This window comes from Maridesulfovibrio salexigens DSM 2638 (assembly GCF_000023445.1).
GTDB lineage: Bacteria > Desulfobacterota > Desulfovibrionia > Desulfovibrionales > Desulfovibrionaceae > Maridesulfovibrio > Maridesulfovibrio salexigens.
In genome coordinates this window covers 2,146,323-2,160,538 of sequence record NC_012881.1, presented here as the reverse complement: position 1 = coordinate 2,160,538, position 14,216 = coordinate 2,146,323, and the positions used below count along the sequence as shown (strand labels likewise).

Genomic DNA, 14,216 nt, shown 5'->3' with positions numbered 1-14,216 from the left:
CTTTGATTCTATTTGGTATAGTTGATGCGCCATGGCTAATCCAAAAGGTATACCCGAACCATTACGGCGGTGGCAGGAACACGGCAAAGGACGCGCAGGAGAAGTAGACCAGCGCGTTATCGATGCTATGCACCCTGCGGATGCTGCTGATCATATTGAAGAACTTGGTCTGGAAGAACAGGTCAAGTTCATTAAGCAGTTGCCTATTCGTGATGCAGCTGACTCCATTGCTGAGATGGAAAAATATGATCAGCGGGAACTCATTGAACGACTGAATGTCGGGATGGCCGCTAGGATTCTTGAAATAATGTCCCCGGATGATGCCACGGACATTCTTGAAGAACTTGATGATGATCTGCGGGAAACCCTTTTGCGTCAGATCAAAGCTGAAGACAGGGAAGAAATTTCAACCCTGCTGACCTTTGATCCTGACACAGCCGGTGGTGTTATGACCACCGAAGTAGCCATCGTCCGCGATAATATGACCGTTGATCAGGCTATCGCGGAAATCCGCAAGGAAGCGGAAGATAAGAGTATTCCTTACTATGCATACGTTGTCGGCCGCCGCAACCAGCTGGTTGGTGTTGTTTCTATGCGCGACCTGCTTATTTCCCGTGCAGGCAAGATGCTTACCGAGTTGACCAGTAACCAGCACCTTATTTCCGTCAACTATAACGTGGATAAAGAGGAAGTAGCCCGGCTTATCGCGCACTATAATTTTGGCGCTATGCCCGTTACCGATTTTGATCACCGCTTTCTCGGGGTTGTCACTGTTGATGATGTCATTGACATTATTAATGAAGAGGCCAGTGAGGATATGCAGTCAATGGTTGGTGCGGGTACAGACGAAACTGTTGATTCTCCCTGGGGATATTCAGTTAAGAAACGTCTGCCCTGGCTTGTTATCAACGTTGCCAACTCCGCGGTTTCCGCATGGGTGGTTCACTTATTCGAAGGAAATATCGCAAAGATGGCAATGCTGGCAGTGCTTATGCCTATTGTTGCCAATCAGGCAGGCAATACCGGGCAGCAGGCTCTGGCAGTTATGATCCGCCAATTTGCTACAGAAAAATTTGACCGTAAAAAATCATGGGAAGCGGTTTTACGCGAATTCAAGATCGGTCTTGCCAACGGAATTTGCATTGCACTTTTGGTGTTGGCTGCCGTGTTCATGCTTACAAGCAATTATACATTGGCAATGGTTATGGCCGGAGCGTTATTTATTGATATGGTTTTAGGCGCAGTGGTTGGCGGCGCAATCCCGATTATTCTTAAAGAGTTCGGACGTGACCCGGCGCAGGCTTCTTCGATTTTTCTTACTACCATTACGGATAGTTTCGGATTTTTGTCACTACTTGGCCTTGCCGGACTGTTCCTGCTTTAGACGCTAATGTAGATATTATGATTAGTTGCCCCATTTGAGTAAACACATACTCAGATGGGGCTATTTTTTTGTTTCAACTTAATAAAATTACGACATTTTTTCTATTGAATGCTGATGGGGTAAAAGGTACCGTTGTAAAAATCAATCACTGCAATCTGTGTATAAACGCAAAGCAGACAATCCGGGTATTTCCCGGCCTGTTCGGACTGTATGTTCGACATATAAGAGGTAGATATGAAAAGAATCAAAAAACTTATTAATCATATTATATCGAGGGTGAACGTTAACCTTCGTCCAATGGGACTAGATGTTGAACAGGTGGTTAAATCCACTATTGATTATGGAAAGTTGACAGAAGCCTATGCGTATTATGCTCTGTCAATTGACCATCCCATTTACTTCCGGTTCCGGGAAAGCAACCTTGGCGGATCATATTTTCTCGGGAAATGTGATGTTGACCGTTCGATTGTCCTCAGGAGTGATATCCGAGGGGATGAATTAAAGACAGCAGGGACTGAGGTTGATTTTGGGGGAGTTACCACAGAGCTTTACCGAGATGAAGTTATCATGGTTGTTAATAGCTTTCTTTTTAAAACCCTCGTCCATAACCACTCCCGAAACCCTGAGATTCCAGAACTTTTCCGTATACAAAACACTGTTTCCATGCACTATGCAAACATCCACGGTGCTACTATTGAAGGTGCCTACCTTGGAGCATTTGCAACTGCCGATCTTTCTCAACTGCATAACTGCATTCTAGGCAACTATTGTTATGTTCAGGCTGGGGACCTTTCCAAGGTTTGCATTGATCCGGGCCGTATCTGGATTAAAGCTGATAATAAATACGAGTTCGACTACCGCTACCCGCAAGCAACCTTAGAAAAATATATTTCTTGGGATCAGGATGGTGAGCTTGTCGGCTTATTTGCTGATTTCCTTAAAGGTCGTAGAAGTGATTTCCTGCCTGTATATGATTCACTTTCAGATACATTTCCGGTTTGGGTTCCGGAAAATGCCTTTGTCAGCCGCTATGCTGTAGTCAAAGGAGACTGTGTGATAGGTGGAAATTGTCTCGTGGCTCAGAGGGCGTATATTGAAAATTCAGTACTCGGCACCGGATCCAACGCGCAGGAGAACAGTTTTATTGTGGATTCCCGATTTGCCGGTTTGGTTGTTGTTGCCCACGGCGGTAAGCTGGTTCATTCAAATATTGGCGAGAAGGTTTTTATCGGCTTTAACTCTTTCCTGCATGGAACTAAAGATAATCAGGTCTCTGTTGGTGCCGGTTCAATTGTTATGCCGCACACAATCATCCACGCCTCCGAACCAATTGATATCCCGGATGAAACAATTGTCTGGGGATATGTGACCAAGCAAAGTGACCTTGAAACACAATCCATGTCTTTAGCTGCATTTGCCAAGGGTAAGGCCTTTAATATCGGTGATATGTCATTTTATGGAGATGGAGCTGCTTTTATCCGTGATTTCCAGAACCGTGTTGAACATATTCTAGTGGAAAACGGTGCCCGTTATGATGGTAATTCCGAGAGCAGGGGGCATGCGCAGAGAACACAGTATGTTTCCTACAATTTGTTTCAGCCTTATCTGAGCGGTGAGAAGCAGGGTATGTTCCCGACTATTATTGTTGATGATGATTAATTTGAAGCTTTAGCTTATTCGTTGAAATAATTTTGCATAAGGCGTCTAGAGGGGAAAGAACCTTTGGACGCCTTTAATATTTCACTTTTCTGAATTGTGAACTTTTTTGAATAAAAAAAGGCCCGCAGTCAAAATGACTGCGGGCCTTTTATATTCGGCAAACTTCGAACTAAACGAGCTGACCCATGAGGGTATCTTTAATCTCTTCGATGGTGCCTTCACCATTGAGTTCGATGTATTTGAAGCCAGCTTTAGGAGCCAGATCTTTGTAGAAGTATGCAGCTGCAACAGTACCGGTGTTGTCATCGTAGTAGATGTCGTGGCGTTTGTTGATTGCATCTTCGTCCTGGTCATCAGCGCGCTCGGAGAGAGCACCGCCGCATACGCGACATTTGTCTCCGTCGGGCTTGATAGCGTCGATGAACTTGTTGTTGGGGTGGTTAGGATCGTTTTCGCAGAGGCGACGGCCCATGATGCGGTTTTTAGCAACTTCGCGGGGCAGCAGGATTTCGATTACGAAGTCGAGCTTTACGCCGTCTTTTTCGAGAGCTTCCCAGAGCTTTTCAGCCTGAACGATGGAGCGGGGGAAACCGTCGAGCAGCCAGCCGTTTTCACCGGAAGACTGGAGAACGTCGAGAACCATAGGAATGGTGATATCATCGGGAACGAGTTCACCTTTGTCGATGTACTCTTTAGCTTTCATGCCGAGTTCGGTACCGCCACCGATGTGCTTACGGAAAATAGCGCCGGATTCGATGTGATCGAGGTCGTATTTTTTCTTAGCGAGAGCGCCCTGAGTTCCTTTACCACTACCGTTGGGTCCAAAAATAAGAATATTCATCTGTTGTCCTCCTAAAGAATTAGTAACAAATTTCACAAAGTTCTAAACCTTGCTGTCGTCGCTGTCAATCCTCTAATTAACTTTGAATAAGAGTCCTGCTTTATTGACCTTAACAACCTTTTTTCCGGGAAATTGGAAGGTTGAACCGGATTTTCGAGCTAAAAAGCCCTGATCCAACAGTATAATCGAATCAAAGAGGGTATGGCCGGGGCCGAGGTCATCTAAAATTTTTTTATAAATACGCAATCTTAATGCAGAATGATATTTGTTCAAAATTGAACAAGGTAGCAATATACCGTCTTCAACTTCCTGAACATGCTTAATTGCTTCCGCCACCTGTTCATCCCAGAATGCTTCATCCAATTCAGCCTGATTCTTCAGTCTGATTAATCCTGCCCCAAGGTTTGGGTTCTCATTATATAATAAGGGCATGATGTGATTACGAATCCGGTTTCGGGTGTAATCATCGCAAGTGTTGCTCTCGTCTTCCCGCCACGGGCAACCGATGGAACGCAGGAAATCTTCAAGCGAATCTTTATCAGTAGAGAGCAGGGGGCGCAGCAGTTTCCTTTTTGGATCGTAAGCATCCATTCCAGCGAGAGCAGGCCATCCCGTGCCTCGGATAAGCCGCATGACGACATCTTCAGACAAGTCGCCGATGTGGTGTGCTAACAATAGAAAGTCTGCATCAAATTTCTTCAAGCACTGCTTGAAAAAATCATAACGGATGATCCGTCCGGCTTCTTCCAGTCCTATTGATCGTTCCGCTGCATAGCCTGCAACATCAGCTTTAAGCGATTTGACCGGAACGCCTAGCTCAGTACACAGCTCTTCTACAAAAGCACGGTCGCCGGCAGATTCCTTCCGCAAGTTATGATCAATATGGGCGCAAAAAACCCTGCCCCCCGATTTACGGGCGAGCAGGGTAGCGATAATCAATAATGCTGTAGAATCAATGCCGCCGGATACGCCAACGAGCATGGTCTTTGAGGCGAAGTCTTCACCGGATTTAAGTTTGCCGAACTTTTCAATATCTAAACAAAGCTTTGCAAGCTTAGGAGTTAAATCTTGAATCTTAGCTGGCAGCGAATTCATAAATTACCTAATAAGAAATCTCTAAATCGGCGATAAATTTGTCGATGTATTCCATCATGTGATTACGCTGTTCAGAAGTAGCGTAAGCCACACAGGAACAACGAATCTTGTTGCGTGCACGAACGAGCAGCTCAACCTTTACGGAAGTTTCCTCAACTTCAAGAGCCATGAAAAAAGGACCGCATTCACCCATATGCTCTTTCTGCTCATCATTGAGAAGCTCTTCAGGAAGCGGAAGATAGAAAATACCTTCGATAGGGCCCTGAAATTCAAGCTCACTCAGAGCAGCGGAAATCTTTTTAACATCTTCTTCGTATATGTCATCAAGCAGATAGTTTCTCATTCCTGAAATCCTTTAATTTTCGGGGTTCCGGTTCTTTTTCCTGCCACAGTGTGCATCAGCAGGAATTGTTTCGTTATCGAGGTTGAACATGCGGCGGGCAAGATCAACAAATTCATCAGCTTTGCCTTCTTCTTCCGTACGGCGCTTTAAGAAAGCTACAGGCTCATGGAGAAGTTTTTTACCGATGGACATAGCCATAGTCTCAAGAGCCTTATGGGTCTTGGCATCCACATCGCCGAGTCGCTTAAGAGTCTTCGCAAGCTCCTGCTGGGCAACGTTTTCACTGCGGTTGAAAAGGTCCACAATGGTCGGCTGCAGGTCGAGTGAATTAATCCAGTTACCAAAAGAAAGAGTTTCGAATTCTACGATGGAGTTGGCTTTGATCGCTTCATCTTCACGCTGAGATTTATTTTCCTCAACAACATCTTTAAGATCATCAATGTCATAAAGGTAGACGTTGTCCAGACCGTTAACGTCAGGGTCAATGTCGCGCGGAACAGCAATATCGATGAAGAACATCGGGCGATACTTGCGCTTCTTGATGACTTTTTTCATCTCTTTGGCAGAGATAACCGCATGCGGTGCGCCTGTGGAACTGATAATAATATCGGTCTCCACGAGGTGGTCATAAAGATTATCAAAAGAAACCGCGCTTCCCCCCATACATTTTGCCAGATCTTCGGCTCGTGAATAGGTTCGGTTGGCGATGGAAATCTGCTCCACACCGCTATTCAGGAGATGGGTAGCGGCAAGTTCTGCCATTTCCCCGGCTCCGATAAGCATGGCCCGCTGACCTTCCAGTTCACCGAAAATCTTTTTGGCAAGCTCAACCGCCGCATAGCTGATTGAAACCGCGCTGGAGGCAATGGAAGTCTCCGTGCGGACTCTTTTCGCAACAAAAAACGATTTGTGCAGCATGCGGTTGATGATGACCCGTGCGGCTCCTGCTTCAACGGCTTTGCGATAAGAATCTTTGAGCTGGCCCAGAATCTGCGGTTCGCCGACAATCATTGAATCAAGACTGCAGGCTACCCGGAAAAGGTGTTTCACCGCATTCAACCCGTCATGGCAATAAGTGTTGGGTTCAAGTTCACTAACAGAACCGCAGCATCTTTTGGCCCAATATTCGAGAATATTGGGCTGGGTTATTTCAGGGGCACAGACAACAAGAATTTCAACCCTGTTGCAGGTGGATAATGCCATTACTTCACGCACGCCAAGTTCAAGCAGTCCGGATTCGAACTCTTCAACGTTGGTCAAGGCATAACGCTCACGCACATCCACTCCGGCGGAGCGGTGGTTGAGGCCGATAAGGTAAATATTATGGTCCATATCAGACTTTAAAGCTATGGTGAGTGGGGACAAAAAAGTTGATCCCCCACAAGGAAATCATGGTGATAACAAAAACGATAATCACCAGAATTGCCGGTTTTTTGCCTCTCCAGCCAACCATAATGCGCTGATGGAAAACAAAGGCAAAAAGAAACCAGACTACTAAAGTAACGATCTCTTTGGGATCCCAGGAAAACATTTTGGTGAACGCCGCCCGTGCCCAGAGGAAACCGGAAGCAAGACTCAAAGTGTAAAGAGGGAATCCGATGATAATCGACCAATGGTTTACATTGTCGAAAGTATTAAGCGAAGGCATTTCCTTTTCCATTCCGGTCAGGTTTGCCTTGGTTTTAATTTTGTTGTTCAGGTAGATAAATGCGACCCCGGCCCCGGCAGCCATGGCCATGAGCGCGATGCTGACAAAGATGGTCCCGATATGCAGACCGATGAACAGACCTGCCAGATGTGCAGGAAGAGTGACCTTCAGGCTCTGGGAAGCAAGGGAAACAAGAAAAAGCAGCAGAGCAAGAGGAGAGGCGGTGAGCGCGAAAAAAGTTGAGCGCAGTTTCCACCACAGTCCGAAATAGACGAGGATACAACTCCAGCCCAGCAGACTGAAATAAAAATAACCGCCGCTTAAAACAGTTCCTCTGTAAAGAGTAACCGCCAGAAGCAGGTCAAGGGTGTGCAGGGCGAACCCGCCGACAGCGGAAAGGTTACCCAGTTTTCCCAACACCTTATTGTTCTTGAGACTTCCGATGAAAAAGCAAACAGTGCCCGTAAGGTAGAGGGCGATAGTTACGTACTGGAATAATTCAAATAAGGTCATCAATTAACTCCGGTATACGGGGAACAAGTTCTTGGGGCAGGATCCGGGTCAGAATTTTCTTCACCCGATCCATGTCTCCGGCCTCCAGTTCATCTAATATAGGAGATGCGACAAGTTGCCTGAACAAAGCGGTGTTGTGGCTTGTTTCCTTGCCGAGGTCAAGGACCAGCGGCCTGATTCTTCCCATTAAAGTGATAAAATTTGCATAGTGTGGACCGAAAATGTCCTGTAATTCACGGCGTATCCTCTTGGTAAATGCAGGAGTGCACCCCCCGGAAGATACTGCCAGTGTTAAATCTCCCTGCCTGATCACCGAGGGGACAATAAAGTTGCTTCCTTCTGGAAAGTCGGCGATATTGCAGAGAATATTTTTTTCAGCACAAAGTTCAGCCATGCGACGATTAAGTTCGCTGTTGTTTGTGCAGGCAAAGGCGATGAATACATCATCCAGATCATCGTCATTAAAAGGGCGTTGTTCAAAGACCACCCGTTGATCACGGCTGATCTCAAGCATCTCCGATCCCGGCTCTGCTGTATCGAGAACCGTTACCTGTTCTGGGTCGCACTCAAGTATGGACTTGAGTTTGCGTATCCCGACAGAACCTGCTCCGACCAGCAAACACTTGCGGTTTTTCACTTTAAGAAAAATAGGGTAGTAAGTCATAGAAGTCCTGCATATCAAATGAGTAGGTGCATTGTAAAATGACAAAGTGCTGATAAAAAGATATAATTCAAAAAATCAAACCCTTGTAAGGATACGGATATTTAATGAAACGGGCTCTGGTTATACAATTGACAAGGTTTGGCGATCTGGTCCAGACCAAGCGTCTTGTGCTTACTCTGCAACGGCTTGGATTTACAGTGCATCTCTGTCTGGACCGATCTCTCGAGAATTTAGCGCGGATTATCTATCCGGCCTGCGAAATCCATCCGCTGATCGCTCATGGCAGCGGGATAGACGGGCAGGGTATAGATACAGTACTTCCGGTCAACTATGAAGTCTTCAAACAATTATTTGAGATAGATTTTACCGAGATATATAATTTAAATTTCTCAGCCATGAATTATGCCCTTTCATCTATGTTTGATCCCAAAAAAGTCAAAGGCCATAAAAGGGTGAAGGGACAGACCATGAAAGATCCGTGGTTTGAACTTGGATTTCGTCTGGCTGCGGAACGGCGCAATAATATAAATCTGGTTGATTATTGGGCTGCTCTCAGTCCGGATATGCTTCCTGCTAAAGACGTGAATCCTGTTGCCGCACCCGGTGGTAAAGGAATCGGAGTTGTGCTTGCCGGGCGGGAAAGCAGACGATCCCTTCCTTATGATGTTCTGGCTCCGTTGGTTATGTCTGTTCGGTCAAAGATTAAGAATAAAGATATTTTTCTACTCGGCAGTAAAGCTGAGCGCGATGCAGGAAGAAAATTAATATCTAAATTTCCTGCTGCTATTGCACAGAGTACGGTTAACCTTGCCGGAGAGACGGATTGGAAGGGGCTGGTTGATGCTGTTACCGGTCTGGATGTGGTAATTACACCGGACACCGGAACGATGCATCTCGCGGCCCATTTAGGTGTTCCGGTACTGGGCTTTTTCCTTTCCTCGGCTTGGTGTACTGAGACCGGACCATACGGGGAGGGACATACAATACTTCAAGCAAACACGGATTGTTCTCCCTGCATGGAATCCCAGCCCTGTTATCATGATTTGAAATGTCTGGCCCCATTCAAGGATCCGTTAACCGCACGCTACCTTGCAACTCGCAAACCGGAACATCTACCTGCGGGTATTTCCGTATTTGAATCAGGTTGTGATTTTCTGGGTACTGAATTTATTTTGAAAGCCGGAAACGACCCCAGTGGAGTGCGCAGGCAAAGACTGCGTAAATTCATAGGTTGCCATCTGGGTGTACTTGATATTGGCGAACATGGCCCATTCCCTGATCTGGCAGAAAAGTTTTACAAAGATAAAGACTGGATAACAGCTTAAATTTAAAGGTAAAGTCATGGATAATAATAAGGTGCTGAGAATTCTGGTTGTTCTTCCTCTCTATGGCGGATCATTGCCTGTGGGCAGGTTCTGCGTTTCTGCATTGGAAAAGATGGGGCATTTGGTTGAGACTTTTGAAGCCCCGGATTTTTACGGAGCCTACAACGCTATTGATGATTTGAAAGTAATTTCGGACAGACACCAATATCTTCGAAACAGCTACTTGAACATGCTGTCGCAGGCTGTATTGGCTAAAGTTGAAACTTTTGAGCCGGACATGGTTCTGGCTATGGCGCAAGCTCCGCTGACTCATCAGGCTTTAAAAAGACTGCGTAAGGATAATGTGAAAACTGCCATGTGGTTTGTGGAAGATTTCCGTTTATTTACATACTGGCAATCATTCGCACCTTTTTATGATGTTTTTGCTGTTATCCAGAAGGAACCGTTTTTTAATGAATTACAACAGATCGGGGTGGAGAATGTCCTCTATCTGCCTTTGGCTGCCCATCCTGATTTTCATAAACCAGAGCAGTTAAACTCAATTGATGCCCGCAAATACGGCGGCGATGTGTCTTTTATGGGTGCAGGATACCCCAATAGGCGTTTGGCATTCCGCAAATTGATTCACCACGGCCTAAAAATCTGGGGAAGTGAATGGGATGGAGATCACGTCCTTGAACCTTACGTTCAGCTTGAAGGCAGACGTGTTTCATCAGATGAGTGTGTTAAGATTTTTAACGGCACCAAGATCAACCTTAACTTGCATTCTTCCATTAATGCCGATGAACTGGTCAGTGGAGGAGATTTTATCAATCCCCGGACTTTCGAGCTGGCAGCGTGTGGAGCGTTTCAGCTTGTAGATAAGCGTACTCTCATGCCTGAAGCGTTTGATGATGGAGAATTGGCCCATTTTGAAAATCTTGAGGATCTTGATCTTAAGATCGGACATTTTCTTGCCCATCCTGAAGAGAGGGAAAGTTATGTAGAAAAAGCCCGTGCAAGAGTTCTCAAAGACCATACTTACGAAGTTCGAATGCAGTCTTTAATTGATTTTACTGCAGAAAGATTCAGCGACTGGCCTGTTGAAAGAAATAGTGAAGCACTATTTAATGATGATTTTCCAGATGAACTGAAAAAAGATATCGTAATGCTAATAGAAAAGCTCGGATTGCCTGCTAATGTTGAGTTTGATGATTTAGTAACAGCTATCCGTTCGCAGCAGGGTCAGTTGAGTTCGTTAGATACAGCGGTTCTTTTTTTGGATGAATGGAAGAAAATATATAACAGATAATTTTTTTGAAGTTCCTGCTTCTTTCTGATAGTTAGAAAATGATTACTACTAGGTTTGCTACGAATTGAAGACAATTATAGTTATTATGATGGTAAAATTGTATGAGTGGCTTATTCTCAGGAAATGGATTTAGCGGTAATATAAAAATTACTCAAAATGAATTTTTGAAGCTCAGAGATATAATCTATGAGCTTTCGGGTATTTATTTGCAGGATAACAGACGCTTTCTTGTTGAGAATAGATTTGCCCCCCGCCTTTCTGAATTACAATTAAAGAGCTATTCAGCTTATATTGAATATTTGAAGAAGCATCCTAAGGGGAAGTCTGAAGAATTACATATGCTCACCGAGTTGATTACCACTAATGAAACAAGCTTTTTTAGAGATAACCCGCAGCTGAAAGTCTTTCGCAACTATACTCTTAAAGAACTAATTGATGCCGGTAACAAAACAGGGCGGCGTGAAATTAGAATATGGTCAGCAGGTTGTTCCTCCGGAGAAGAGCCTTATACCTTGGCAATTATCCTGCATGAAGCTTTAAAGGATGATATTCGAAAGTGGCGAATTCGTATAACAGCCAATGATATTTCAACAAATGTTTTAAAAATGGCGGAGAAGGGCCTTTATACAAAATATTCATTGCGCACAACTCCCGCCCATGTAATATCGAATTATTTCATTGAAAAAGGTAACGATATTTACCAAATAAAACCGGAAGTTAAGCGCTTAATTAAGTTTGGAAAAATCAATTTGAACCAAGACCACTCACTGAAACTGGTCCCCAAGTCACATATTGTTTTCTGCCGCAATGTGATCATTTATTTCGATAAGGAGATGAAAAGGAAAGTTCTCAGCGCTTTTCATAATAATTTACTTGATAACGGTCACTTGTATGTGGGACACTCTGAATCACTACATATTGTGAATGACATGTTCAAACCCAGGCAGCACGCCGGAACTATTACTTATCATAAAATTTGAATCTGCCAATCAAGATTTACGAGGTGAGATATGCAGACAGTGAGCATTGAAGACGTCCAGCCGGGTATGGTGTTAGCAGCAGACCTGATGCAGGGAGGAAGAATGCTTTTACCTTCCGGGTCTGTTCTCACGAACAAGAATATTTCTGTTTTTAAAAATCAGGGAATCGAAGAGCTCAAAGTCGTGGGATCAGATGTTGGCGAACCTGATGAAGAGAGTATCGATAAAGCATTCATCTATGCCCGCGATTATTTTATGTTCATCAATCATGATGATCCTGTTGTGATGCAGCTTTTTGATGTTGCTGTTTATAAAACCGCGATCCGAATTATGGAAGGTTGGCGACTTCCTACTACAGATGAGCAGCACGTGACCGCTCTTGATGACATGCGGGATTTATTTTTCCGTGATGAAGGGACAATAGAAGATATTGTCGAAGCTGAGATAAAGGTTGCATCTTTTCCTGATATTTTCTTCAAAGTTAAAGAAGTGGTTGAAGATTCAACTAGCACAGCTGAACAGATTGCGAATGTTGTAGGTCTTGATGTTGGACTATCAACTCAATTATTAAAGCTGGTTAACAGCCCTCTTTACGGTTTCCCATCTGAAATTAACAACCTCGTCCGGGCCGTAGCCCTGATTGGCGGAAAAGAACTTTGCACTCTGGCACTTGGTCTTTCCACCATCGGCTATTTCAAAGATATTCCGCCTGAACTCATCGACATGCGTTCATTCTGGATGCATTCATTGACTTGTGGAGTTTTTTGTAAGGTCATCGCAGAAAAAGTTGACGGTGTTGTCCCGGAAATGATGTTTACTGCCGGACTCCTGCATGATGTTGGCAGATTAATTCTCTTTAAAAAGATGCCATATAGTGCAGTCCAGACGATGCTTTTCGCCCGCGAGAACTTTATCCCACTGATTGAAGCTGAAGACATGGTTCTTGGTTTCAACCATACTGAAGTCGCACGTTGTATGCTTGAGAAATGGAATTTCCCACCTACCTTAACTGAAATTATCAGTTCACATCACGCTCCCAGTAAAAGCGAAATGACAAAAGAAGCGGGAATTCTTCAGGTTGCAGACAACCTTGCTTTAGCCGTTGGTATAGCTGATGGTGGTATGTATGTTCTTCCCGGAGTAGATGATGAAGTATGGGAAATTTTAGGAATTGATACTGAAATATTAAAAGAAATCGTAGAGAATTACGATTATCAGATTAAAGAATTATTTAGTAATTTCTTTAATTAGTACCTTTTTGGATGAACAGCAGTCAGCGTCCGGGCAAGGGAGTTCTATGATTACGGTAGTACCTTTGCCCGCACCTTCACTTTCAATTTTTAATTTTCCCTGATGTTCAAAAATTATTTTTTTGACCCGCGAAAGCCCCATACCAACCCCTTTTGCCTTTGTGGAAAAGAAAGGGTCCAACACATGATTTAATACATGTGGATAAATGCCCATTCCATGGTCAATAATTTTGACCAGAATGGTCTGTTGTATTCTTTCTATCTCTATTTTGACATCAGTAATTTTTTCAGGTGTAAAATTACTGGCATTGAGAAGCAACTCTACAACAGCGGCTTCGAATAGTTTTTTGCCAACTGTAATGTTTTCTACTGAACAATTCAGCTCCATCTCAATGCGTTCGCCTATGCGTTCAAGTATCAGATTGGCATTGTGTAATGCCTCTTCAAATAATTTTACGGTATTAATTTCCGAAGGGTATGGTTTTGGAATATTGGAGTAAGTTTTTACTGCTGCCACCAAACCCTCAAGTTTCATAGCTTCCTCTGAGATTATTTTCAGCTCACGCTGCAAAGGATCTTCCGGGGGCAATTTACGTGAAATAAGATTCGTCATTCCACCTATGACTGTTGTCGGATTTAGTACCTGATGTGCAACCGCCTGCGAAAGCGAATCCAATCCTTCTATACGTTCATTTTGTAATTCAGCATTGCGGGAAAGTATTTTTCGTTCCCGCTCTTCAGCATTATATATTTCGGTTATATCTTCGAAAAGAAAGACCAGTCCTACCACATGATCATTTTCCGTCAGATATGAGGATGTTATAGATAATTTTTTAGGACATTCCCGGTCCTTGATTTTGTATGGGACGATATGTTTAAGTCCGGTCTTTTGCTCATTTATGACATCCAGAATGACTTGATTAAATTCAGCATTAGAAGTGGCATCGGTAATGAAAAGTTCCCCCCAACCGAAGCCAAGATGTATTTTCATATCCAAATTTAGAATAGAACACGCAGCCGAATTCAGAAAGATAATCTTTCCTTCATGCGAAATGACCATTATTCCGACATCAAGGCTTTCGATAATATTTTCAACAATTATTGAATTAAAGGAGGGCATATTGGTGTCCTTACAGTTTTGTCTTTCATCATACACCCCCACAAGATCACAGGCAACAAAATAGCTTTATATTACTGACAAAACACTGTCCGCGACATTAATG

Annotated in this window: 13 protein-coding genes; 6 read left to right on the top strand and 7 right to left on the bottom strand. The window is 44.0% G+C overall.

Annotation, left to right across the window (positions count from 1 at the left end):
• The first annotated feature begins 31 nt into the window (after positions 1-31).
• Both mgtE and DESAL_RS09905 read left to right on the top strand, forming a co-directional pair.
• Positions 32-1,384, top strand: coding sequence for a magnesium transporter (gene mgtE / locus DESAL_RS09910; protein ID WP_015851851.1), 1,353 nt, complete (start codon positions 32-34; stop codon positions 1,382-1,384).
• A 234-nt stretch (positions 1,385-1,618) separates the two neighbouring features.
• Positions 1,619-3,043, top strand: coding sequence for a transferase (locus DESAL_RS09905; RefSeq protein WP_015851850.1), 1,425 nt, complete (start codon positions 1,619-1,621; stop codon positions 3,041-3,043).
• Between the two features lie 169 nt (positions 3,044-3,212).
• On the opposite strand, the gene DESAL_RS09900 is transcribed toward DESAL_RS09905, so the two are convergent.
• From DESAL_RS09900 to DESAL_RS09875, 6 genes are all read right to left on the bottom strand, one after another.
• The gene (locus DESAL_RS09900) at positions 3,213-3,884 is read right to left on the bottom strand and encodes an adenylate kinase (protein ID WP_015851849.1); all 672 of its coding nucleotides are present in this window, start codon (positions 3,882-3,884) and stop codon (positions 3,213-3,215) included.
• Positions 3,885-3,956: 72 nt separating this feature from the next.
• The gene (gene tilS, locus DESAL_RS09895; RefSeq protein ID WP_015851848.1) at positions 3,957-4,979 is read right to left on the bottom strand and encodes a tRNA lysidine(34) synthetase TilS; all 1,023 of its coding nucleotides are present in this window, start codon (positions 4,977-4,979) and stop codon (positions 3,957-3,959) included.
• Between the two features lie 7 nt (positions 4,980-4,986).
• Entirely contained in the window at positions 4,987-5,322 is a 336-nt protein-coding gene (locus DESAL_RS09890; RefSeq protein ID WP_015851847.1) for a hypothetical protein, read from the bottom strand.
• Positions 5,323-5,334: 12 nt separating this feature from the next.
• Positions 5,335-6,654 carry a glutamyl-tRNA reductase gene (gene hemA / locus DESAL_RS09885; RefSeq protein ID WP_015851846.1) on the bottom strand — a complete coding sequence of 440 codons (1,320 nt, stop codon included), beginning with the start codon at positions 6,652-6,654 and terminating at the stop codon, positions 5,335-5,337.
• A gap of 1 nt (position 6,655) precedes the next feature.
• Positions 6,656-7,483 (bottom strand): cytochrome C assembly family protein, encoded by an 828-nt coding sequence (locus DESAL_RS09880; protein ID WP_015851845.1) that lies wholly within the window; start codon positions 7,481-7,483, stop codon positions 6,656-6,658.
• Positions 7,470-8,147: a precorrin-2 dehydrogenase/sirohydrochlorin ferrochelatase family protein gene (locus DESAL_RS09875; RefSeq protein ID WP_015851844.1), complete on the bottom strand. Its 678-nt coding sequence runs from the start codon at positions 8,145-8,147 to the stop codon at positions 7,470-7,472. Before DESAL_RS09875 ends, DESAL_RS09880 begins: the two co-directional genes overlap by 14 nt.
• Before the next feature lie 104 nt (positions 8,148-8,251).
• Between DESAL_RS09875 and DESAL_RS09870 the strand changes: the two genes are divergently transcribed.
• The 4 genes from DESAL_RS09870 (at position 8,252) to DESAL_RS09855 (ending at position 12,994) form a co-directional block, all read left to right on the top strand.
• Positions 8,252-9,472 (top strand): glycosyltransferase family 9 protein, encoded by a 1,221-nt coding sequence (locus tag DESAL_RS09870; protein WP_015851843.1) that lies wholly within the window; start codon positions 8,252-8,254, stop codon positions 9,470-9,472.
• A gap of 16 nt (positions 9,473-9,488) precedes the next feature.
• Positions 9,489-10,763 (top strand): CgeB family protein, encoded by a 1,275-nt coding sequence (locus DESAL_RS09865; protein WP_015851842.1) that lies wholly within the window; start codon positions 9,489-9,491, stop codon positions 10,761-10,763.
• A 101-nt stretch (positions 10,764-10,864) separates the two neighbouring features.
• On the top strand, positions 10,865-11,743 hold the full coding sequence (locus DESAL_RS09860; RefSeq protein ID WP_015851841.1) for a CheR family methyltransferase: 879 nt from the start codon (positions 10,865-10,867) through the stop codon (positions 11,741-11,743).
• A gap of 30 nt (positions 11,744-11,773) precedes the next feature.
• Positions 11,774-12,994 (top strand): HDOD domain-containing protein, encoded by a 1,221-nt coding sequence (locus tag DESAL_RS09855; protein WP_015851840.1) that lies wholly within the window; start codon positions 11,774-11,776, stop codon positions 12,992-12,994.
• Here DESAL_RS09855 and DESAL_RS09850 read toward each other — a convergent pair.
• On the bottom strand, positions 12,971-14,113 hold the full coding sequence (locus DESAL_RS09850; protein WP_015851839.1) for a sensor histidine kinase: 1,143 nt from the start codon (positions 14,111-14,113) through the stop codon (positions 12,971-12,973). The genes DESAL_RS09855 and DESAL_RS09850 overlap by 24 nt on opposite strands.
• Between the last annotated feature and the right edge of the window lie 103 nt (positions 14,114-14,216).